Annotated in this window: 19 protein-coding genes and 3 pseudogenes; 13 read left to right on the forward strand and 9 right to left on the reverse strand. The window is 44.8% G+C overall.

Annotation, left to right across the window (positions count from 1 at the left end; translation table 11 throughout):
• The first annotated feature begins 176 nt into the window (after nucleotides 1-176).
• The 5 genes from FTU80_RS15835 to FTU80_RS15855 all read left to right on the forward strand — a co-directional run bounded on the left by FTU80_RS15835 (nucleotide 177) and on the right by FTU80_RS15855 (nucleotide 5,009).
• Nucleotides 177-842 (forward strand): tyrosine-type recombinase/integrase, encoded by a 666-nt coding sequence (locus FTU80_RS15835; protein WP_015060916.1) that lies wholly within the window; start codon nucleotides 177-179, stop codon nucleotides 840-842.
• A gap of 189 nt (nucleotides 843-1,031) precedes the next feature.
• Nucleotides 1,032-2,198, forward strand: coding sequence for a tetracycline-inactivating monooxygenase Tet(X) (gene tet(X) / locus FTU80_RS15840; protein WP_160243712.1), 1,167 nt, complete (start codon nucleotides 1,032-1,034; stop codon nucleotides 2,196-2,198).
• A gap of 148 nt (nucleotides 2,199-2,346) precedes the next feature.
• A complete protein-coding gene (locus FTU80_RS15845; protein ID WP_001366550.1) occupies nucleotides 2,347-3,084 on the forward strand; it encodes a recombinase family protein in 738 nt (245 codons plus the stop codon).
• Nucleotides 3,081-3,305 carry a hypothetical protein gene (locus FTU80_RS15850; protein ID WP_000743213.1) on the forward strand — a complete coding sequence of 75 codons (225 nt, stop codon included), beginning with the start codon at nucleotides 3,081-3,083 and terminating at the stop codon, nucleotides 3,303-3,305. The genes FTU80_RS15845 and FTU80_RS15850 overlap by 4 nt, the downstream gene beginning before the upstream one ends.
• Before the next feature lie 210 nt (nucleotides 3,306-3,515).
• Nucleotides 3,516-5,009 carry an IS91-like element ISVsa3 family transposase gene (locus tag FTU80_RS15855; RefSeq protein ID WP_001120888.1) on the forward strand — a complete coding sequence of 498 codons (1,494 nt, stop codon included), beginning with the start codon at nucleotides 3,516-3,518 and terminating at the stop codon, nucleotides 5,007-5,009.
• A 175-nt stretch (nucleotides 5,010-5,184) separates the two neighbouring features.
• On the opposite strand, the gene FTU80_RS15865 is transcribed toward FTU80_RS15855, so the two are convergent.
• Nucleotides 5,185-5,487, reverse strand: coding sequence for a phosphoglucosamine mutase (locus FTU80_RS15865; protein WP_000251875.1), 303 nt, complete (start codon nucleotides 5,485-5,487; stop codon nucleotides 5,185-5,187).
• An 86-nt stretch (nucleotides 5,488-5,573) separates the two neighbouring features.
• Nucleotides 5,574-6,389 (reverse strand): sulfonamide-resistant dihydropteroate synthase Sul2, encoded by an 816-nt coding sequence (sul2, locus tag FTU80_RS15870; protein ID WP_001043260.1) that lies wholly within the window; start codon nucleotides 6,387-6,389, stop codon nucleotides 5,574-5,576.
• A 297-nt stretch (nucleotides 6,390-6,686) separates the two neighbouring features.
• On the opposite strand from sul2, the pseudogene FTU80_RS15875 reads away from it, so the two are divergent.
• Nucleotides 6,687-7,769 (forward strand): annotated as a pseudogene (locus FTU80_RS15875) (BREX system Lon protease-like protein BrxL); the annotation flags it as partial.
• A 128-nt stretch (nucleotides 7,770-7,897) separates the two neighbouring features.
• Here FTU80_RS15875 and FTU80_RS15880 read toward each other — a convergent pair.
• Nucleotides 7,898-8,128, reverse strand: a pseudogene (locus tag FTU80_RS15880) (hypothetical protein); the annotation flags it as partial.
• A 289-nt stretch (nucleotides 8,129-8,417) separates the two neighbouring features.
• On the opposite strand from FTU80_RS15880, the gene FTU80_RS15885 reads away from it, so the two are divergent.
• The 6 genes and pseudogenes from FTU80_RS15885 to FTU80_RS16540 form a co-directional block, all read left to right on the forward strand.
• Nucleotides 8,418-8,834, forward strand: coding sequence for a cation efflux protein, CzcI-like (locus tag FTU80_RS15885; protein ID WP_227591103.1), 417 nt, complete (start codon nucleotides 8,418-8,420; stop codon nucleotides 8,832-8,834).
• 48 nt (nucleotides 8,835-8,882) lie between these two features.
• Nucleotides 8,883-10,208, forward strand: coding sequence for a TolC family protein (locus FTU80_RS15890; protein WP_150378253.1), 1,326 nt, complete (start codon nucleotides 8,883-8,885; stop codon nucleotides 10,206-10,208).
• Nucleotide 10,209: 1 nt separating this feature from the next.
• A complete protein-coding gene (locus tag FTU80_RS15895; protein ID WP_016658777.1) occupies nucleotides 10,210-11,439 on the forward strand; it encodes an efflux RND transporter periplasmic adaptor subunit in 1,230 nt (409 codons plus the stop codon).
• Nucleotides 11,429-14,569, forward strand: coding sequence for an efflux RND transporter permease subunit (locus FTU80_RS15900; RefSeq protein WP_096902762.1), 3,141 nt, complete (start codon nucleotides 11,429-11,431; stop codon nucleotides 14,567-14,569). Before FTU80_RS15895 ends, FTU80_RS15900 begins: the two co-directional genes overlap by 11 nt.
• An 86-nt stretch (nucleotides 14,570-14,655) precedes the next feature.
• Complete coding sequence (locus FTU80_RS15905; RefSeq protein WP_150378254.1) at nucleotides 14,656-15,555, forward strand: cation diffusion facilitator family transporter; 900 nt, start codon at nucleotides 14,656-14,658, stop codon at nucleotides 15,553-15,555.
• A gap of 186 nt (nucleotides 15,556-15,741) precedes the next feature.
• A pseudogene (locus tag FTU80_RS16540) lies at nucleotides 15,742-15,888 on the forward strand (recombinase family protein); the annotation flags it as partial.
• 430 nt (nucleotides 15,889-16,318) lie between these two features.
• On the opposite strand, the gene FTU80_RS15915 reads toward FTU80_RS16540, so the two are convergent.
• The 6 genes from FTU80_RS15915 to FTU80_RS15940 all read right to left on the reverse strand — a co-directional run bounded on the left by FTU80_RS15915 (nucleotide 16,319) and on the right by FTU80_RS15940 (nucleotide 20,181).
• On the reverse strand, nucleotides 16,319-16,576 hold the full coding sequence (locus tag FTU80_RS15915; protein WP_005245137.1) for a hypothetical protein: 258 nt from the start codon (nucleotides 16,574-16,576) through the stop codon (nucleotides 16,319-16,321).
• Between the two features lie 220 nt (nucleotides 16,577-16,796).
• Complete coding sequence (locus FTU80_RS15920) at nucleotides 16,797-18,401, reverse strand: IS66 family transposase (protein WP_150378078.1); 1,605 nt, start codon at nucleotides 18,399-18,401, stop codon at nucleotides 16,797-16,799.
• Nucleotides 18,402-18,475: 74 nt separating this feature from the next.
• A complete protein-coding gene (tnpB, locus tag FTU80_RS15925; RefSeq protein ID WP_004691519.1) occupies nucleotides 18,476-18,811 on the reverse strand; it encodes an IS66 family insertion sequence element accessory protein TnpB in 336 nt (111 codons plus the stop codon).
• The gene (locus FTU80_RS15930) at nucleotides 18,808-19,191 is read right to left on the reverse strand and encodes a transposase (RefSeq protein ID WP_004762545.1); all 384 of its coding nucleotides are present in this window, start codon (nucleotides 19,189-19,191) and stop codon (nucleotides 18,808-18,810) included. Before FTU80_RS15930 ends, tnpB begins: the two co-directional genes overlap by 4 nt.
• Nucleotides 19,192-19,404: 213 nt before the next feature.
• Nucleotides 19,405-20,001, reverse strand: a complete 597-nt coding sequence (locus tag FTU80_RS15935) for a putative adenosine monophosphate-protein transferase Fic (RefSeq protein ID WP_004658347.1) — start codon at nucleotides 19,999-20,001, stop codon at nucleotides 19,405-19,407.
• A 12-nt stretch (nucleotides 20,002-20,013) separates the two neighbouring features.
• Nucleotides 20,014-20,181 (reverse strand): YhfG family protein, encoded by a 168-nt coding sequence (locus FTU80_RS15940; RefSeq protein ID WP_005245168.1) that lies wholly within the window; start codon nucleotides 20,179-20,181, stop codon nucleotides 20,014-20,016.
• A gap of 274 nt (nucleotides 20,182-20,455) precedes the next feature.
• Between FTU80_RS15940 and FTU80_RS15945 the strand changes: the two genes are divergently transcribed.
• Entirely contained in the window at nucleotides 20,456-20,920 is a 465-nt protein-coding gene (locus FTU80_RS15945; RefSeq protein WP_000911011.1) for a hypothetical protein, read from the forward strand.

Below are 20,920 nucleotides of genomic sequence, written 5' to 3' on the forward strand. Positions count from 1 at the left end.
GTAAATTTTCAGCGTTGCTGGCTCCCCGTCAGCCGGATTGGGTTGCATCGCAGGGGTGTCGAAAGAGTCAACTGCGGTCCAAAGCTGTTGGACTTGGGTGAAAAGGGCGTTTATTCTTCCTATACGTCGATCGATTGAATGAAGGACATATACAATCATTTCTCCGACATTTGGTTATGGAGCGAAAAGTTTCAATATCTTATCAAAACCAGGCAATCAATGCGATTAAGTTTTATTACGAACGTGTTTTGGGTGGACAACGGAAAACATATTTCATCGAAAGACCAAAAAAAGAAAAAACACTTCCTGTTGTGATGAGTGAAGAAGAAACCATTCGGGTACTACGCGCTATTGAAAACGTGAAACACAAGGCTATTCTGATGACTATTTATTCGGCAGGTTTGCGCATTTCTGAATGTATAAACCTGAAAATAAAAGACATTGACTCCAAGCGCATGCAAATTCGTATAGAACAGTCAAAAGGAAAAAGAGATCGTTATACCATTTTATCTGAGAAAACATTAATTATTTTAAGAACATACTTTATGGAATATAAACCAAAAGATTATTTATTTGAAGGTCAAAAAGGTGGCGCATACTCAAGCCGAAGTATTCAAAACATTTTTAAAGCAGCTGTTTTAAAAGCAAAGATTCAAAAGGAAGTTACTGTACATACCTTACGACATAGCTTTGCAACGCATTTGCTTGAGAATGGTACGAGTTTACGTTATATTCAATCGTTGTTAGGTCATTCAAGCAGTAAAACAACTGAGGTTTATACACATATTACCACCAAGGGAATGGAACAATTAAAAAGTCCGATGGATTTGTTAGATATATAGAAAGGATTTGTATATTTGAGCAAAACTTAACAAAAAGCACTATGAATATAAATCCTTTTGAGAGAGTAGAAACGAACGGTAAACGGTTGAAAACGGATTTGTCACTGATAATGAAAGGTTTAGCAAAATAAGATATAGTGGATATATACGCCATTTGGCGTATAGCCACTTGTTATGTGCCATTTTTGAATGACAATGCGAATAGATAGAGACAAACAAATGAATTTACTTAGTGATAAGAACGTTGCAATAATTGGTGGTGGACCCGTTGGACTGACTATGGCAAAATTATTACAGCAAAACGGCATAGACGTTTCAGTTTACGAAAGAGACAACGACCGAGAGGCAAGAATTTTTGGTGGAACCCTTGACCTACACAAAGGTTCAGGTCAGGAAGCAATGAAAAAAGCGGGATTGTTACAAACTTATTATGACTTAGCCTTACCAATGGGTGTAAATATTGCTGATGAAAAAGGCAATATTTTATCCACAAAAAATGTAAAGCCCGAAAATCGATTTGACAATCCTGAAATAAACAGAAATGACTTAAGGGCTATCTTGTTGAATAGTTTAGAAAACGACACGGTTATTTGGGATAGAAAACTTGTTATGCTTGAACCTGGTAAGAAGAAGTGGACACTAACTTTTGAGAATAAACCGAGTGAAACAGCAGATTTGGTTATTCTTGCCAATGGTGGAATGTCGAAAATAAGGAGCTTTGTTACCGACACGCAAGTTGAAGAAACCGGTACTTTCAACATCCAAGCTGATATTCTTCAACCGGAAATAAACTGTCCCGGATTTTTTCAGCTATGCAACGGCAACCGATTAATGGCGGGACATCAGGGCATTTTATTGTTTGCCAATCCCAATAATAATGGTGCATTGTATTTAGGAATTAGTTTTAAAACGCCCGATGAATGGAAAAATAAAATTCCCTTAGATTTTCAGGACAGAAACAGCGTTGCCGATTTTTTATTGAAAAGATTTTCCAAATGGAGTGAAGTTTACAAACAATTAATACGTTCGGTATCAACATTTCAATGCTTGCCCACAAGGAAATTTCCTTTGAACAATGATTGGAAAAGTAACCGTCCATTACCCATAACAATGATTGGCGATGCTGCTCATTTGATGTCGCCTTTTGCAGGACAGGGTGTAAATACGGGATTATTGGATGCTTTGATATTGTCTGAAAACCTTACAAACGGAGAATTTACAAGTATTGAAAATGCCATCGAAAACTACGAACAACAAATGTTTGTTTATGCAAAAGATACGCAGGACGAATCGACAGAAAACGAAACCGAAATGTTTAGTCCCAATTTTTCGTTTCAAAAATTATTGAATCTATAAACAGTAAGAAAAAACGGCTACTAACAAGCAGTTTTGCAATAGTGGGGCAGAAGTGCAAAATTGAACTTGTGTGCTTCTATCAACTTTTGTACATTAGCTGCCAGTTTAAGATGGGTGCATTTGAGTATGCCCAAAGGAGCCCGCAAGTATGCGCAGGACGAAGCCAGTAGCCGCGCCGATGGTGGCGCGGGTCTATCTGCGCGTCAGCACCGACGCGCAGGACTTGGAACGCCAAGAGGCGATCACTACGGCCGCGAAGGCCGCCGGCTACTACGTCGCCGGCATCTACCGTGAGAAGGCATCCGGCGCACGCGCCGACCGGCCTGAGCTGCTGCGCATGATCGGCGACCTACAGCCCGGCGAGGTGGTCATTGCCGAGAAGATCGACCGCATCAGCCGCCTACCTTTGCCCGAGGCCGAGCGCCTGGTGGCCTCGATACAGGCCAAAGGCGCACGCCTGGCCGTCCCTGGCGTGGTCGATCTATCCGACCTGGCGGCCGAGGCCCAGGGCGTCGCCAAGATCGTGCTGGAAGCCGTGCAGATCATGCTTTTTCGCCTGGCCTTGCAGATGGCCCGCGACGACTACGAGGACAGGCGCGAACGCCAGCGCCAAGGCATTGAGTTGGCCCGCCAGGCCGGGCGGTACAAGGGCCGCCGTGCTGATCCGAAGCGCCGCGCCCAAGTTGTCGCGCTGCGCAAGTCCGGCTACAGCATCAACAAGACCGCCGAGCTGGCCGGGTACAGTGCGGCCCAGGTGAAACGGATATGGGCCGAGGTCAGCCAGGCCGAAGCGAAGCAGCACGGCGCGTTCGTGGAGGACGCATTGACGGAAGCCGATGCCCTGGCCGCTGTCGGCCAGGATGAGCGCCAGGAGGAAAGGGCATGAAGAAGCCGAACCAAGACGACGAGCCGTTTTTCATCACCGAGGAGATTGCGGCCGAAATGATCGCCGGCGGCTATGAGTTCGAGCTGCCGCCCATTCCTTGCACCATCCGCCTACGCGACGTGCTGGAGCGCATGACCGATGCTGAGCTAGCATTGCAGCCGGGCGAGATCGCCGACCAGGAGCGTGAACGCTGCCGGCGCAAGCCGTGTTCAACCTCATGATCTGGTCATGGTATTTTTCATGGCACTGAGCCTGATAGTTCTTGCAAATTGTTGTCACTAAAGGGTTTTGTGTGCTTGTTTACAATCGAGTGGGAGTGACGGGCACTGGCTGGCAATGTCTAGCAACGGCAGGCATTTCGGCTGAGGGTAAAAGAACTTTCCGCTAAGCGATAGACTGTATGTAAACACAGTATTGCAAGGACGCGGAACATGCCTCATGTGGCGGCCAGGACGGCCAGCCGGGATCGGGATACTGGTCGTTACCAGAGCCACCGACCCGAGCAAACCCTTCTCTATCAGATCGTTGACGAGTATTACCCGGCATTCGCTGCGCTTATGGCAGAGCAGGGAAAGGAATTGCCGGGCTATGTGCAACGGGAATTTGAAGAATTTCTCCAATGCGGGCGGCTGGAGCATGGCTTTCTACGGGTTCGCTGCGAGTCTTGCCACGCCGAGCACCTGGTCGCTTTCAGCTGTAAGCGTCGCGGTTTCTGCCCGAGCTGTGGGGCGCGGCGGATGGCCGAAAGTGCCGCCTTGCTGGTTGATGAAGTACTGCCTGAACAACCCATGCGTCAGTGGGTGTTGAGCTTCCCGTTTCAGCTGCGTTTCCTGTTTGCCAGCCGGCCCGAGATCATGGGGTGGGTGCTGGGCATCGTTTACCGCGTCATTGCCACGCACCTGGTCAAGAAAGCGGGCCATACCCACCAAGTGGCCAAGACGGGCGCGGTCACCCTGATCCAGCGTTTTGGATCGGCGCTCAATCTGAATGTTCACTTCCACATGCTGTTTCTCGACGGTGTGTATGTCGAGCAATCCCACGGCTCAGCGCGTTTCCGCTGGGTCAAGGCGCCGACCAGCCCAGAGCTCACCCAGCTGACGCACACCATCGCCCACCGGGTGGGTCGCTATCTGGAACGGCAAGGCCTGCTGGAACGGGATGTCGAAAACAGCTATCTGGCCTCGGATGCGGTGGATGACGACCCGATGACACCCCTGCTGGGGCACTCGATCACTTACCGTATCGCTGTCGGTTCACAGGCGGGGCGAAAGGTGTTCACTTTGCAAACTCTGCCGACCAGTGGTGATCCGTTCGGTGACGGGATTGGCAAGGTAGCCGGGTCCAGCCTGCACGCCGGCGTGGCGGCCAGGGCCGATGAACGCAAGAAGCTCGAACGGCTGTGCCGGTACATCAGCCGCCCGGCGGTATCCGAGAAGCGGCTGTCGTTAACACGAGGCGGCAACGTGCGCTACCAGCTCAAGACGCCGTACCGGGACGGCACCACGCACGTCATTTTCGAACCATTGGATTTCATTGCAAGGCTGGCCGCCCTGGTACCGAAGCCCAGAGTCAACCTAACCCGCTTCCACGGGGTGTTCGCACCCAACAGTCGGCACCGGGCGTTGGTCACGCCGGCAAAACGGGGCAGGGGCAACAAGGTCAGGGTGGCTGATGAACCGGCAACACCAGCACAACGGCGAGCGTCGATGACATGGGCGCAACGGCTCAAGCGTGTTTTCAATATCGACATCGAGACCTGCAGCGGCTGCGGCGGCGCCATGAAAGTCATCGCCTGCATTGAAGACCCTATAGTGATCAAGCAGATCCTTGATCACCTGAAGCACAAAGCCGAAACCAGCGGGACCAGGGCGTTACCCGAAAGCCGGGCGCCACCGGCTGAGCTGCTCCTGGGTCTGTTTGACTGACGAGCCTGAAGGCCAACGATACCAATCAAAATGCTGCGTTCACAGCGCCGCGGCAGGGATCCGCCGTGCTGGTTGTCGGAAAAGGAGCCGCTAGTGGGAAAGAGGAGGGTAAATTTTCAGCGTTGCTGGCTCCCCGTCAGCCGGATTGGGTTGCATCGCAGGGGTGTCGAAAGAGTCAACTGCGGTCCAAAGCTGTTGGACTTGGGTGAAAAGGGCGTTTATTCTTCCTATACGTTGTCGGCAGCGGGCCAAAAAGGAATACGTCCATGCCCATCGAGGTGAAACCGGCTGTGAGCGCGGGTTCAAGCATATAGCCCGACAGGCGCGTATCCTTGCCGATCACGACACGATGGCGGTGGTCACCGCGACGAAAGACACGGCCAGCCGCCATGCCGACGCGCAAGGCGGTTTCCGCCGTCATCGCGCCTTCGTTGGCTTTGCCACGAATACCGTCTGTGCCGAAATATTTGCGCACCATAAGGTCGATTATCCTGTCGTCGGGTCGCCCTCAAAGGGGACATGCCTGCTGAACCGCGAATATAGAGAAATATCCCGAATGTGCAGTTAACGAATTCTTGCGGTTTCTTTCAGCGCCGCCAATACCGCCAGCCCGTCGCGCAAGGGGCGCGGCTCGTGTGTGCGGATGAAGTCAGCTCCACCTGCGGCGGCGGCAAGCTCTGCAGCGAGTGTCGCGGCCCCGACATCCCCCGGACCACGGCCTGTGAGCGCGCGCAGAAAGGATTTGCGCGAAACAGACAGAAGCACCGGCAAATCGAAGCGCAGCCGCAATTCATCGAACCGCGCCAGCACCGAGAGCGAGGTTTCGGGAGCAGCCCCCAGAAAAAACCCCATGCCGGGATCAAGGACAAGGCGGTTGCGTTTGATACCGGCACCCGTCAGCGCCGCGATGCGCGCGTCAAAGAACGCCGCAATGTGATCCATGATGTCGCCAGCGGGTGCCTCGCGCCGATCTGCCTGCCCGTCTTGCACCGAATGCATAACGACGAGTTTGGCAGATGATTTCGCCAATTGCGGATAGAACGCAGCGTCTGGAAAACCGCGAATATCATTGAGATAGGCCACACCACGCGACAAGGCATAGGCTTGCGTCGCGGGTTGATAACTGTCGAGCGAGACGGGAATGCCATCTGCCTTGAGCGCGTCCAGCACCGGCGCGATACGCGCGATTTCTGTGTCGGACGAAACAGGCGCGGCGTCGGGATTGCTGGATGCCGGACCGAGGTCGATCACATCTGCCCCCTCGGCCATCAGCTTACGCGCCTGCGCAATGGCTGCGTCTGGCGCCAGATACCGGCCTCCATCGGAGAAACTGTCCGAGGTTATGTTGACGATGCCGAAAATGATGAGCGATTTATTCATGGGGGCTTCTATAATAATAATAATCGAGCATGAGTCTCATACGGATGCTCGGGTCGAAAGGGAATCCCCAGGCGAGTAACCTGTTTGCGGTGATCCATTAGCTGCAGGAGCAGAATAGCATACATCTGGAAGCAAAGCCAGGAAAGCGGCCTATGGAGCTGTGCGGCAGCGCTCAGTAGGCAATTTTTCAAAATATTGTTAAGCCTTTTCTGAGCATGGTATTTTTCATGGTATTACCAATTAGCAGGAAAATAAGCCATTGAATATAAAAGATAAAAATGTCTTGTTTACAATATTGTGGGTAATATTAACCAAAGTGTTGAATCCTTGGTGAAGACTAGCCACTTATTGGCTCCTTTTCCTGAAGCCATGATCGATTCAGCATTCTTTGATCGCTTTCATGCCTATATCCCGGGTTGGGAAATTCCGAAAATGCGCCCGGAATTCTTTACCAACCGTTATGGCTTGATCGTTGATTATCTGGCTGAGTTCTTCCGGGAAATGCGTAAGCGTAGTTTTGCGGATGCCATTGAGAAGTACTTTAAGCTAGGGAATAACCTGAATCAGCGTGATGTGATTGCCGTTCGCAAGACGGTTTCTGGATTGATGAAGCTGCTCTACCCACATGGTCAATTTAACAAAGAAGATGTACGGCAATGCCTGGAATATGCGCTGCAGGTGCGCCGTCGGGTCAAAGAACAGCTGAAAAAAATTGGGGGGATGGAATTCTATGATGTGCATTTTAGCTATATCGACAATGACACCCTAGAAGAGCATTTTGTTTCGGTAAAAGAGCAGGGTGGAGGTGGACTTATTCCCGAAGGTCCTGCTAAACCAGGCTTCCTGTATACCATTGGCCTCAGTAATAAGGGCATGCCAGGCTTATACCGCTTAGAACTTCAAGTCACTAAAGGTTCAGGAAAATTGGCGACATCTGGCTTATGGAATTCAAGTAGTGCCAAAGAACAGGTCAAGATTGCTTTTGATTACTTCAAGGCCAATGCATCCCGGATCTCGGGGGGCAGTAAGGTGCTGGAACATGATTTCCACTTACATGTGGTGGAATTACAGAATACCGGCCCGCTCAGCCATCTTGCTCTGCCAAGTTTAGTGGCTTTCGCTTCTGGCCTCTTAGGACGATCGGTACAAAGTCAGATGGTGGTACTGGGTGATATGAGCTTGGGTGGTTCAGTGACACCGGTGGAAAGTATTGCCGAATGTCTGCAAGTTGCTTTTGATGCGGGTGCCAAGAAGGTTGCTTTACCAATGAGTAGTGCGGCAGATATCCCAACGATTCCTGTGGAACTGTTTACCAAGTTCCAGACCAGCTTTTATGCAGATCCGGTGGATGCGGTGTTTAAAGGGTTAGGGGTGGATTAATTTCATATCTGTCTGGAAGAGTTACAGTAGATTGTTTTAAATTCAGTTTCTCAAGTTAAACACCATGTTGTAAAAGCATAATACTGCCTCTTTTAAAGAGCTAGTATTTTAGGGGGGATTACCCTTCATTTTTTTTGATCAGATATCTGTTGTACTTTGACAGGATTTTGTTGATCTAAATATTTTTGATACCAAACACGCAATGTTTCAGGAGTACAACCGATTTTAGGATCAATAGCTGTGATTGCTGCCCAAGTAGAAGGATAATCTTTTTCAGATTCAATCAATAATTGAACCGCTCTTTCTCTGATTTCAGGGGGCAATTTTACTTTGCCATTTGTAAGGTAAAAGGGGTCAATTTTAGAATGCCGTTGACAATGTATCGCCTTTTGAGTTTGAAGCAATGTACAATGATAAGATTAACCCGTTAGGTCAGGTGGCCTAACTTAAATAAAAAGTCTCCGACAAACCCGGTACGGTTCACTATCTATTGTTATTCTTACCTGAAATTGATGTGAGCTTATAGAGACAAGGTAAATTTGCAAAAGTGCCGGCTATTCAGTGTTCATTGAATGTTTAATTTAATTTATTAAGCTTGACCTTGGAGTGGCTCTAAGCCTTATACTTGGTACAAATTTTTCGATTGTTATGATGATGCGTTCTACTACATGGATTACAGTCTTGGTTGGATTGTTCATGTTCCAAAGCTTTTGGAATGTGGCGGCGGCCTTTTGTGTCCATGAACAACAGCCTCAATCACAGCAGAGTTATCATTTTGGTCATCACCAAAATACCTTGTGTGCCAGCGATAGTCGTCAACACGATCATAATGGACAGTCAGAAAACATAAAAACATTCAGTAGCGATTTAGAAATCGGTGAAGATCATCAAGATCATCTACCATCGATGACGCATTTGATTGTACAAAATGAAAAAGTAGATGTGTTTCATCCAAGCTCTGAAGTTAAAGTGAATCCACAATTTCATTGGAAAAACAGCTATCAGGCTCCTGACCTGTTTCAACAAAGCCCACCTCCCGAATTTTCCCCGCTCATGGTGGGGTAGCCTAAAACATTCCCACCACTTTTATTATTTAAATAAGTGGGAAAAATCATGTCTTCACAATCAATTATACTCTTGCGTCATAGCTTGGTTGCTTGTATATGTGCAGCGGCTATGCAATATAGCTATGCTGAAAACGTTACCAGCTTTGAATCCGCTTTAGCAAAAGTACAAAGTTACCAGACTCAAGACAAGCTGTGGCAACAAGTTCAGCAAATATCTGAATTGAATATTCAGCAAAGTCGGTTATGGCAGAATCCAAGTATAAGTTTAGAACAGTCTGGCTTTGGCTCAGGTCAAGAACAGGAATTCAATGTTGGCGTTAGTCAACCTCTAGATCTATTTGGTCAGCGTAAGCTGAACCGGGTGATTGCCAATACCTCGAATCAACAAATCCAATTGCAACAGCAATTATGGAAGGCACAAAGCCAACTGATTGTTAAATTTGCATGGTCGCAATTTGCACTTGCTGAGGTTGAGCAGTCTGCTTATTCAGTACAGTTAAAAACAAGTAAAGCCAATCTGGACAGTGCCCAGAAACGCTATCAGGCAGGCAGTATTGCCCTGGTTGATTTTGAGCGTACCCAAATTGAAGCGCTAGAAATCCAACGACTTTATCAGCAAGCGATGCTGAATAAACAAGCTGCCGGTCGTCAGCTGTCTAATTTGTGGGGGGGAGAAACATCTTCACATCTTCAATTGAATAAAACCGCTATCCCTTGGCCAGAGCAAAGTCTCCAAACTGTGCAACGGTATATTGCTGAAGGGTGGCTAGAAAAATTCTATGCCTTGAACATTCAGCAATCGGATCATCAAATTGAAAATTTAAGAATTCAGGCACGTCCCAATCCGACTTTAAATGTAGGCATGAAACGTAGCAAAACCCCTAATGAAAGCAACGATACGACTTTGGCAATCGGCGTGGCTATTCCACTGAATATTTTCAACCGCCAGCAATATGCGATCCCGATGGTCCAGCAACAGCAAATATTGCTGAACCAACAGCAGCAGCGTGAGCTGAAGCAACAAATACTCAATATTGCCAACAGCGTGCATCAGCTCAAAGGTTTACGTAGCCAGTTCGATGCCACAACAGCACAAGTTACTTTGGCGACCAAAGTTCAGAGCCGTACTTTACAAGGGTTTCAGGCAGGGAAACTGTCCATTACCGACGTTCAGCAAGCAACCACCCAACTGCAGAATCTTCGATTGGGTCAATTACAAATTCTACGTCAAGCTTGGCAAACTGCCCTCGCAGCTGAGGCACTCAGTATTGGCACAAGTTATGAAGAAATTAGCCGTTCGGATGCCTATACACAACTGAATAAAAAGGCAGTCGAAGCATCGCAAAATTTAATCAATGGGGGAGCACGATAAAATGAACGCCAAGCAAAACGGAAAAATATCCCAGTCTCTCATGATTGCAATTTTGATTCTGATTACGGTCTTGGTCAGTCTGGTTATTTGGTTAAGTTCAAAAAAAACTGAATCTGAGGGGCATGGTCATGATGAGGGAAATGCCGAACATTCTGATGAAGATAGTTCTGAAGAAGGACATGCTGAAGAAGGCGAAATACAACTGACCAGCCAACAAATGGTTGAACAAGGTTTAAAAGTTGCTGTTGCATCCACAGGATTGGTTGAAAAGCTGACAACCCTGCCAGGTAAATTGGTGGTGAATACCGATCAACAAGCGCATATATCGCCTAATTTTAGTGGTCATGTCGAGCAGGTCAATGTGGCTTTAGGACAGAGCGTGCAAAAAGGACAAACGCTGGCTGTACTAATCGTGCCTGAACTGATCGACCAACAGGCAAATCTGCGTATGGCACAGGTGAATCTGGATTTGGCCCGTAAAGATTACCAGCGCGAACAGCAACTCTGGTCACAGGGGATTTCTGCCAAACAGGATTACCAGCGTGCCGAAAATGCCTACCGTCAAGCGCAGATTACTGTCCAGTCCTCACAAGCACGTTTAAATGCATTAGGTGCAAGTGGCAATAACAATGGGCGTTTTCTGATTAAAGCACCGATCTCTGGGGTGATCAGTCAAAAAGATATTGTGGTCGGTGAAAATGTGCAACTGGCTAATCAGCTCTTTGTCATTGAACAGCTGAAAGATTTATGGCTTGAGTTTAATTTGCCGAATCAATTCTCAGGTCAACTGCAAGCCGGGCAAAAAATTGACTTTAAAGTGAATGATTCAGATCAAATCTATAAAGCTACTGTACAAAGCTTAACCTCTCAGGCAGATGTACAAACAGGGCGTCTGGTGGTGCGCGCAAAACTCGATGCGCAAGCTACTGAGTTGCGTTCTAATGTGTTAGTGAGAGTGTTGATTCCGGAAGCTACAGCAAAATCAGCCCTTCGGATTCAAAAGTCTGCGCTGCAAAGTATTGAAGGTGAAGACAGTATTTTCATCGTAGATTCAGAACAAAAAGGTCAAGTCCACTTAAAAGCACAGAAAGTGCAATTGGGGCAGGCTTCAAGTGATGGACAATGGCTTGAAGTGATTTCTGGGCTGACTGAAGGGCAGAAGTATATCGCTCAAGGCAGTTTCTTGTTGAAATCTGAATTAGAAAAAGACGAGGCAGGCCATGAACATTAATTCTGATCTGCCAAAACCAGAAGGTTTATTCGAACGAATCATTCAGTTTTCCATACAAAATGCGATTTGGGTGTTGCTCTTTGTCTGTACCTGGATTGCGGTCGGGGTGTATAGCTATCAGAAACTCCCGATTGATGCTGTACCCGATATTACCAATACCCAAGTCCAGATTAATACTCAAGCCAAGGGTTTTACTGCGCTTGAAGTCGAACAGCGGATTACCTATCCCATTGAAAATGCCATGGCTGGCATTCCGGATCTGGAGCTTACCCGTTCCATATCCCGTTATGGACTCTCTCAAGTCACCATTGTCTTTAAAGATGGGACTGATATTTATTGGGCCCGTCAGCAGATTAACCAACGGATACAGGAGGCGCAATCTGAGTTGCCTGCACAAATCGCACCGACGATGTCCCCCGTTTCTACGGGTCTCGGTGAGATTTATCAATGGGTACTGAAGGCAGATCCGAATGCGAAAAAGCCGGATGGAACTGCATACACGCCGATGGATTTGCGTGAGATTCAGGACTGGATTGTGCGTCCTCAACTGCAACGTGTTAAGGGAGTTGCAGAGGTCAACAGTATTGGTGGTTTTGAAAAAACCTATGTGGTCTCTCCCGATTTAAACCGGATGCAGCAACTGAATATCTCATTAGAACAACTGCAACAGGCTTTAGCGCAAAATAATGAGAACCGAGGTGCAGGTTATATTGAAGACAATGGTCAGCAATTGACGGTACGTGTACCGGGTACATTCAATGGGCTTTCTGATATTGAGAACACCATGCTGGGTAGCCCAAATGGCAGCCCAATTCGGGTTGGTGATATTGCGCAAGTCTCTATTGGGCATGATTTAAGAACCGGTGGGGCAACCTATAACGGCAAAGAAACCGTTTTAGGGATTGCCATGATGGCGATGGGTGGAAATAGCCGGACTGTTTCTAAAGCTGTGGATGCCAAGCTTCAAGATATTCAGAATAGTTTGCCTAAAGGGGTAGTGATTGAAACGGTGTACGACCGTACTACCTTGGTTGAGAAGGCGATTAAAACCGTTCAGAAAAACTTGGTAGAGGGAGCAATCCTGGTCATCATCATTCTGTTCCTGTTTTTAGGGAATATCCGTGCTGCCTTGATTACTGCCTGTGTCATTCCACTCTCTATGCTGTTTACCTTAACCGGGATGGCACAGAAAAATATCAGTGCCAATCTGATGAGTTTAGGTGCACTCGATTTCGGCATCATTGTCGATGGTGCTGTGGTGATTGTCGAAAACTGTATCCGGCGTTTAGCCCATACACAGCAACTGTTAAAACGACCTCTCACACAAAGTGAACGCTTTAAGGAAGTTTTTCTGGCTGCCCGCCAAGCACGTCGTCCTCTTATTTTTGGTCAGCTTATTATTTTGGTGGTGTATTTGCCGATTTTTGCTTTAAGTGGTGTAGAAGCAAAACTATTTCATCCGATGGCTTTAACCGTTGTTCTCGCACTGGTGGCAGCTATTATTTTATCGATCACCTTTGTGCCCGCTGCAGTTGCTTTATGGGTTAAAGGGGAGATCAAAGAAACGGAAAGCCGTTGGATGATCTGGCTCAAAACCCGATATCAACAGATATTGGATGGAGCCTATCATTACAAAGCGGTGGTTTTAACTTTTGCCATTTGTCTCCTGGTCATTACGGGTCTGCTCAGCACGAAGATTGGCAGTGAGTTTGCACCCCAGCTGAGTGAAGGTGATTTTGCGGTACAGCAATTACGTTCTCCAAGCACAGGCTTGGAAGAGTCTTTACGTATTCAGGAAAATACCGAAAAGCTTTTACTGAAAAACTTTCCCGAAATTAAAGCTATATTTGCCCGTACCGGGACTGCTGAAGTGGCGACAGATGTGATGCCACCGAATATTTCCGATGGTTATATCATGCTGAAACCACGTGAGGAATGGCCAGATTCAAAAGAAAGCCTAGATGCACTTCGAACCCGAATGGAAGCTTATCTTGCGACAATTCCCGGCAATAACAGTGAGTTTTCTCAGCCTATTGAGCTACGTTTTAATGAACTGATTTCAGGTATACGCAGTGATGTGGGGGTGAAGGTTTTTGGTGATGACATGCAGGTTTTGAATACTGAGGCTGCAAAAATCGCGAAAATCATTCAGCAAGTCGCAGGTAGCAGTGCGGTGAAAGTTGAACAAACTTCGGGTCTGCCTTTACTCAATGTAGAGATTGATAAAGCTTTAGCTGCCCAGTATGGCTTGAGTGTGAAATCTATTCAGGATGTGGTGGCTGCAAGTATTGGTGGACAAAGCGTGGGAGAGATTTTAGAAGGCGATCGTCGTTTTGATTTTGTTATCCGTCTTGGAGAGCAAGACCGTAGTGTCGCATCTGTTTCCCAGTTACCTATTCAGCTTCCAAATGGTGGCAGTATTTTATTGTCGGATGTCGCGCAAGTCTCGACCATTGAAGGAATCAACCAAGTCAGTCGAGAAAATGGTAAACGCCGAGTTGTGGTTACAACGAATGTTGAAGGGCGTGATTTAGGGTCTTTTGTTTCTGATGTACAGACACAGCTCAAAGCATACACTTTGCCAAGTGGTTATTGGATAGAATATGGAGGTCAGTTTGAAAATTTGGCTTCAGCCAAAGCACGGATGCAAATCGTGATTCCACTGGCTTTAATCACTATCTTTATTTTACTGATGGCGGTCTTTCACAATGTCAAAGAAAGTCTATTGGTCTTTACCGGGGTACCCTTTGCCTTGACCGGTGGTGTGCTGTTCCTTTGGCTAAGGGATATTCCATTATCGATGTCAGCTGGAATTGGCTTTATTGCCTTATCTGGTGTTGCAGTCCTCAATGGACTGGTAATGCTGACCTTTATTAAGGAATTAAGGGACAAATATCCAGTGCATAAAGCCGTGTGGCAAGGGGCTATTTTGCGCTTAAGACCAGTGTTGATGACAGCTTGTGTGGCTTCACTGGGTTTTGTACCAATGGCGCTGGCAACCGGAACAGGGGCTGAGGTTCAACGGCCACTGGCAACCGTAGTGATTGGCGGGATTATCTCTTCAACATTACTAACTTTGGTGCTGTTACCCGTGCTTTATCGTTGGATAAATGAAAAGAAAGTTTCTTAATCCAATAGATTAGTCGATTTACAGCAGAGATATTGGCTGTTATCCAATATCTCTGCTCATCATAAATAGAATAAGGAAAATATTTTATGTCAGAACATCATGATCATGGCCATGCGGTTGTTACTGAAGAAAATAGTAAGAAGTTAATGGTTGCCTTAGGTTTAACGACTACTTTTTTAATAGTAGAAGTTGTCGCTGCTTTTATTACCCAAAGTTTGGCTTTGTTATCTGATGCAGCTCATATGTTTACTGATGTAGCCGCTTTAGCTATTGCTCTTGCCGCTATCAAAATTGGTAAAAAAGCCGCAGATGATAAAAGAACTTTTGGCTATCAGCGATTTGAAATTTTAGCGGCTCTGTTTAATGCGGTGATGCTTTTTGTGGTAGCAATATATATTGTATATGAAGCTTATCAACGTTTTACGAACCCTGCTGAAATTCAAAGTGTTGGAATGATGATTGTCGCGGTCATTGGTTTGGTCATAAATTTGATTTCAATGAAAATCCTTTCTGCTAGTGCTGAAGGAAGTCTAAATATAAAAGGTGCATATTTAGAAGTTCTTAGTGATGCTCTAGGATCGATAGGCGTGATTATCGGAGGAATAGTTATTTATTTTACCCAGTGGATGTGGGTTGATACCGTAATCGCTGTGTTAATTGGCTTCTGGGTCTTACCTCGAACTTGGATTTTATTAAAACAAAGTATTCATATTCTGCTTGAAGGAGTTCCTGATGAGATTGATATTGAGTCGTTAAGAAATGATTTATTGAAGCTAGAGGGCGTTGAAGGGATTCATCAGTTGAAAGTCTGGGCTATATCCTCAAGAAATATTCATTTAACTGCTCATTTGGTTGCTCCGAATAGCAATACAGATCAACTCTATCAAAAGGCCTTAGAAGTTCTAAAACATAATCATAATATTACTGAAATTACGTTACAAATAGAAAATACGAAATGTAATACATTGAACCAACATAAACACTAATTTGGACTTTAGTCTTCATATAGATGTTTTGTGTAACTTTAAAGTATACCCTAAAGTTACAATCTGAAAGTTCATGAAATTATGTATCATTTAAATGATTTTTAATCATAAGTAACATGTAACTTTAGTGTTAAAGATTTATAATTTACGAAATTGTTCATTTTTATCCAATTGGGGCGTGAAAAAGTGAAAGGCCAAAAAGTAGGGTATGTCCGGGTAAGTTCTGTCGAGCAAAACACTGGACGTCAACTTGAAGGAATTGAGGTCGACCGGATTTTTGTTGACCGTGCTTCGGGTAATAACACTAAATATAAAAAAATTGGAAGAATAATTTATTAAATTATTGTTTTTATGTGGTTATTGGTGATGTTATGAATAATAATAACTTTTTTCTTGATGAATTTTACCTAAAAAAATTGATCAGATAATTTTCTTTAAATGTCATGCATACATAAATTTGACAGTTTGAAGGGATCGGTATGTGCATTTTTCACAAGGTTAAAGATCGACCATAAATGTGATAAACGGCAGAGGATCATTGAAAAATGAATGGATTTAAACACTACATGTATGCACGAAAAAAAGTATCGCTGCGGTTCTGCTGACAGGCTGTATTGAGCATTGAATGCAAATGATGTAGTAATTGTCTACAGGCTATAGGACCAGCATGAAGAAGAATGAAATGTAGTTGCCAATTTATAACCTTGGTTGAAAAGCATAGCATTGTTATTCGGAGAAGTGAGGTAAGCCATCCTTCTCTTATTCATTTAAAATGATTCTTACTCAACTGATCTCGACTCATGGGCTGGTTCCAATTAGACGGATAATAACTTCCATCCCCTATCTTTTTCTTACCATATTTCTTGCATTTAATCCCTTCTTTGGAGATTTGATTCAGCATCACTGTTGTCGGTTGAATCAAATCAATGACATAGTTCGTTGGTTCAGGAAAAGCAGAAGAGGCTGCTTTATTGCAAAAGAGAACATTCGGATCAAATGGATTGGATTGCACAAAAGCCATGATACAGCCACAGAGTAATTCACCTGCATGTAATCTGTAACATCCATTCAGGTCATCAGACGAAGATTAATCTGAAATTTAAGCACTAAACGCCATAAATCTATGTATGGGCAGACTTTTTTGAGACATATGTTGATAAACATGCGGCAAGTTACATTGCTTAAAAGTCTATCTAAGTTAACAATCTATGTAAGCGTCCGCTGAACCCCATGCCTATTTTTTAATTTGAGTTGGATTTCCAGCGATGTGGCAGTAATTCTTCTATTTGGGTCGCTTTATGTGTCGGCAGCCTTTTCAGCACATCACTGAGATAGGCATACGGATCCAGCCCATTCAGCTTTGCTGACTGGATTAAAGTCATGATATTGGCCGCTCGTTGACCACTACGCAGCGAACCTGCAAATAGCCAGTTCTTTCGTCCCAATGCCCAGGGACGCATTGAGTTCTCTGCCCAGTTATTGTCAATGGGTAGATTGCCATCATCCAGATAGCGGCTTAAAGCTGACCAACGCTTCAGCGTGTAATTGATGGCCTTGGCGGTGGGAGAACTCGATGGTACCGTCAGATAATGTTGGTTGAGCCATTCATATAGTTGTTGCATCACCGGTTGGCTGTGCTGTTGTCGGTATTCGCGGCGCTGTTCTGCTGTACTATCGGTCTTTTTCCTGAGTTCTGCTTCTATGGCATACAGTTTCTGAATCAGCACTAATGCCTGTTCAGCGACCTGACTTTTTTTGGTCACATGCAGTTCATGGAATTTACGACGCGCATGGGCCATGCAGCCCACCTCAATCACCTGGCCTGATTTAAAGCGTGCTTTATAACCACTGTAATCATCACAGACTAGATAACCCTGCCAGCCTTTCAAGAACTCTGCAGCATGCTGGCCTGAACGGCTATCCTGAAAGTCATAGATCACCGCTTGAACTGGATTGTACTGTGTGGTGGCATAGGCCCAGACATAACCTTTCTTCGGTTTTTTCTCATCATCATCCATCCGCATAATGGTGACTGGTGTTTCATCTGCATGCAGCACCTGCTGTTGCAGCACCACCTCTTTTAAGGCATTGGCCAGAGGTTCCAGTTCCACACCGCAGCGACCAATCCAGTCAGATAAAGTAGATCTGGACAGATCAATGCCCGCCCGCTGATAGATCAGGCGCTGACGGTACAGCGGCAAATGATCGGCATACTTCGATACCAGCACATGGCTGAGCAGTTCAGGTGAAGCAATGCCTTTATCAATCACATAGGCGGGCATCGCTTGCTGAGTCAGAGTGTCGCACTGATCACAGACCCATTTGCCACGGACATGCTGTTCCTTGTAGAACTGTGCTGGTCTGAAATGCAGTTTTTCACTGATATCTTCGCCGATACGACGTAACTGGCAGCCACAACTGCATTGGGTTGATGCAGGTTCATGCTCAATACGGATGGTGTGTAGATGATCTGGCAGCAGTCGACGTTTAGGTTTGTTGACTGTGGCTTTCTCTGTCGCTGCATCGGTTTTATCTGCATTCAGCCGCTCCAGTTCCAAATCAACTGCTGCGATATCTTCTTCGACCGCTTCGTCCCATAGGTGGATTTGTTTTGTGGTGAGATGTTCGTTTTTACTGCCAAATTTGTGCTGTTTAAATAGTGCGAGCTCATGCTCGTATTTTTGCGTGAGAATGGAAAGATGTTGAACTTTGGCATCCAATTGCTGGTTTGATTTTTCTAATTCTTGATTTGATTGTGCCAGAGACTGATGCTGCATTGCCAACTGTCTGGTAAATTCCAGCAGTTGTTCATGGGTCAGTTGGCTTAAGTCTGGCAGCGTATTCATGACCGCAGTATGCCTGAGGTCATGACGCAGAGGAAATAGAACGTTTGGAGAATAGCAGAATGGAACAGCCTAGTTTAGAGCATCGTCACCACCTGCTGTCGTCCAATGCGCTGCCAAGGTAAACCCTGGATCAGTGCCTGTAACTGTTCCGGACTGATCGCCATGCTTTCACCCTGGTGAACCTGCGCCCAGTGGAATTTTCCCTGTTCCAGCCGCCGGGCACACAGCCAGATGCCCAGTCCATCATGTACCAGCACTTTCATGCGATGGCCACGTTTATTACAGAACAGGTAAGCACAATGCGGTTTAATGTAGCCAAAGGCTCTCACCACCTGAGCCATGATAGTATCCATCCCTGCTCGCATATCCAGAGGTTGGGTAGAAAGCCAGATTTCATCAATGCGGATCATGTTGCAAGTGCCTTGAGTAATTCTGCTAAAGCAGATATTTCTGATACTTGCCATTTCAAGCCAATTTCTGCTTTTGAGTGGGGTAAAGTAATTTGAACCGTTAACATGTCAGTAGGAGTAGGATCTAATGGTGCAGAGCAAGATAAGGCAATAAATGCAGGTTTATTCGGTAGTGGTGAGCGATCATTCCCTGGCTTACCATCAATTAAGCGAATCCATTTGGATACAAGATTTGTATTCAATCCATGTTGCAAAGCGACCGAAGCAATTGAAACGTCCGGTGCTTTACAAGCCTGAACGATCTGCTGTTTAAATTCAGCACTGTATGTTCTTCGTTTTTTCGCAAGAGATGCGATGGATGTCTGGTGATTTGTAGTCATAAATTTTAGTCCCCACTTGTTTTTAAGTGGGGACTAAATTAAGGCTTATAGGATGAATTCATAAGGTGTGTTCAGCGGACGCTTACCCTAAATTACCCGAAGAGTATTAAGATTTCTAAGAATCGTGATTGTTGGTTTATTTGGGAAATTAATCAGTGGATTGAAGCAAAGATGATGGCTCATTAAGGATTGTGGGCTTCGACTACTTAAATTTTAGGTATTTTGAATAAAGCATATTTCAAAAATCTTAATTAATGGATTTAAATTACCATAAAAACCTTCAATATTGGCTTGAATCCATTGTTGTTGAGAGTCAATGCGAGACCAATCAATACCATAACCACAATGAGCAATCAGATGCTCAAAGAAAATCCGTTGTGTACGTCCATTACCTTCACGGAATGGGTGTATGACATTAAGCTCACAATACAAGTCGGCAAGTTGAGGAATCAGTTGTTGTGGTGCTAAGCCTTGAAAGTATTTTTTTTCTTGAAGCGGTTTGAGTAGTTTATTGGTTTCAATTTCAATACGGGAAAAATTACAAAAACGGGTGTCACCTTTGGAAATATCGATTTGTCTTAACTTTCCTGCCCAGTCGTATAAGTCGCCAAAGAGCTGCGCATGAATTGATTTTAAGTATTGTAAGTCGTAAGGTGGTTCAGCATATTCAATTAAGTTACTTGCCAATCCAGACAGTTCTAGTTCAGCTTGTTCTAAAATTTGTTCATCATGAATATTGAGTTTGTTCTTTAGGATATTTGTGCCAGGGTAACAATACAGGCTGTCACCCATTTCCCCATATTTATCCATACATGCACCTGACTAAGTTTCGGGTTGCGAATACTTCTTATATTTTTGCAAGATTTCAGCTTTACTTTGTTGATTTGTTTGAGCTGTCGTTGTAATGCCTTCAAGCTTTAGGCTGGCTTGATAGTTTTGCGCACGTGTCGCTTGAATATATTTTTTTTTCTGTTCAGTGGTTCTGAGCATTTCGAAACTCCATTGATGCTACACGTGAAGTAAGTATAGCAGAGAATCTTTTTGATCAATGCTGCATACACAGCATTTCAAAATGTAATACAACGGTATTGTTTCATGTAATAACAGAAAACTAAAAAAAAGTGGAAGAATTTTTAAAATTTAGACCACCCATGATAAGTAAACCATATGTATTTGTTGATAATTGTAATTTTGAGAAAATTTAGTTGATAAATTAAATGAATTTTAATATACAAAGATATGCTCATTTTTTATATCGATAAAAATGTTAAAATTTGACTATTTAGTAAAAAATATAGAGATATTTATGGGGCAATTTATCATGCCCTTTTGCTTTGAGCGACAAAATGTTCAATTTAAGATAGTAAAAATTAACTCAGAACTACTGAAAATCAAAAAGATTAAACAGAGCCAGAAAGTAGTAGTACAAGCAAAGTTCAAAATAATCTATGTGAAAATTTGGCAAAAAATATTGCTATTAATGCAAACGGAGCCATGCTTACGTGTACATTCTAATTATGTTGCAATCTTACAGTTGATACATAATCTTGATGATTTTATCGAAAAATCACAGCAACACTTGTGCTTTGAGAGAAAAGCTCAGAAAGAGCTGGATGCTAAATTTTTTGCTAGATTTTTTAAGCTGACAAAGAGTTCAATAAAAGATCAACTTTTACCAAATTGTTCAGATCGTAATGAATTTAACCAATGCAATTTGATAAAAAATTAA

Source organism: Acinetobacter sp. YH12145, assembly GCF_013418335.1.
Classification (GTDB): domain Bacteria; phylum Pseudomonadota; class Gammaproteobacteria; order Pseudomonadales; family Moraxellaceae; genus Acinetobacter; species Acinetobacter amyesii.

Coding starts and splice junctions, on each gene's coding strand:
- FTU80_RS15940 (WP_005245168.1), bottom strand. CDS start 20,181: ATGCTCAGAACCACTGAACAGAAAAAAAAATATATTCAAGCGACACGT.
- FTU80_RS15845 (WP_001366550.1), top strand. CDS start 2,347: ATGCGCAGGACGAAGCCAGTAGCCGCGCCGATGGTGGCGCGGGTCTAT.
- FTU80_RS15895 (WP_016658777.1), top strand. CDS start 10,210: ATGAACGCCAAGCAAAACGGAAAAATATCCCAGTCTCTCATGATTGCA.
- FTU80_RS15905 (WP_150378254.1), top strand. CDS start 14,656: ATGTCAGAACATCATGATCATGGCCATGCGGTTGTTACTGAAGAAAAT.
- FTU80_RS15930 (WP_004762545.1), bottom strand. CDS start 19,191: ATGACTACAAATCACCAGACATCCATCGCATCTCTTGCGAAAAAACGA.
- FTU80_RS15885 (WP_227591103.1), top strand. CDS start 8,418: ATGATGATGCGTTCTACTACATGGATTACAGTCTTGGTTGGATTGTTC.
- sul2 (WP_001043260.1), bottom strand. CDS start 6,389: ATGAATAAATCGCTCATCATTTTCGGCATCGTCAACATAACCTCGGAC.
- FTU80_RS15915 (WP_005245137.1), bottom strand. CDS start 16,576: ATGGCTTTTGTGCAATCCAATCCATTTGATCCGAATGTTCTCTTTTGC.
- FTU80_RS15945 (WP_000911011.1), top strand. CDS start 20,456: ATGTTAAAATTTGACTATTTAGTAAAAAATATAGAGATATTTATGGGG.
- FTU80_RS15920 (WP_150378078.1), bottom strand. CDS start 18,401: ATGAATACGCTGCCAGACTTAAGCCAACTGACCCATGAACAACTGCTG.
- FTU80_RS15890 (WP_150378253.1), top strand. CDS start 8,883: ATGTCTTCACAATCAATTATACTCTTGCGTCATAGCTTGGTTGCTTGT.
- FTU80_RS15855 (WP_001120888.1), top strand. CDS start 3,516: ATGCCTCATGTGGCGGCCAGGACGGCCAGCCGGGATCGGGATACTGGT.
- FTU80_RS15865 (WP_000251875.1), bottom strand. CDS start 5,487: ATGGTGCGCAAATATTTCGGCACAGACGGTATTCGTGGCAAAGCCAAC.
- FTU80_RS15835 (WP_015060916.1), top strand. CDS start 177: ATGGAGCGAAAAGTTTCAATATCTTATCAAAACCAGGCAATCAATGCG.
- tnpB (WP_004691519.1), bottom strand. CDS start 18,811: ATGATCCGCATTGATGAAATCTGGCTTTCTACCCAACCTCTGGATATG.
- FTU80_RS15900 (WP_096902762.1), top strand. CDS start 11,429: ATGAACATTAATTCTGATCTGCCAAAACCAGAAGGTTTATTCGAACGA.
- FTU80_RS15935 (WP_004658347.1), bottom strand. CDS start 20,001: ATGGATAAATATGGGGAAATGGGTGACAGCCTGTATTGTTACCCTGGC.
- FTU80_RS15850 (WP_000743213.1), top strand. CDS start 3,081: ATGAAGAAGCCGAACCAAGACGACGAGCCGTTTTTCATCACCGAGGAG.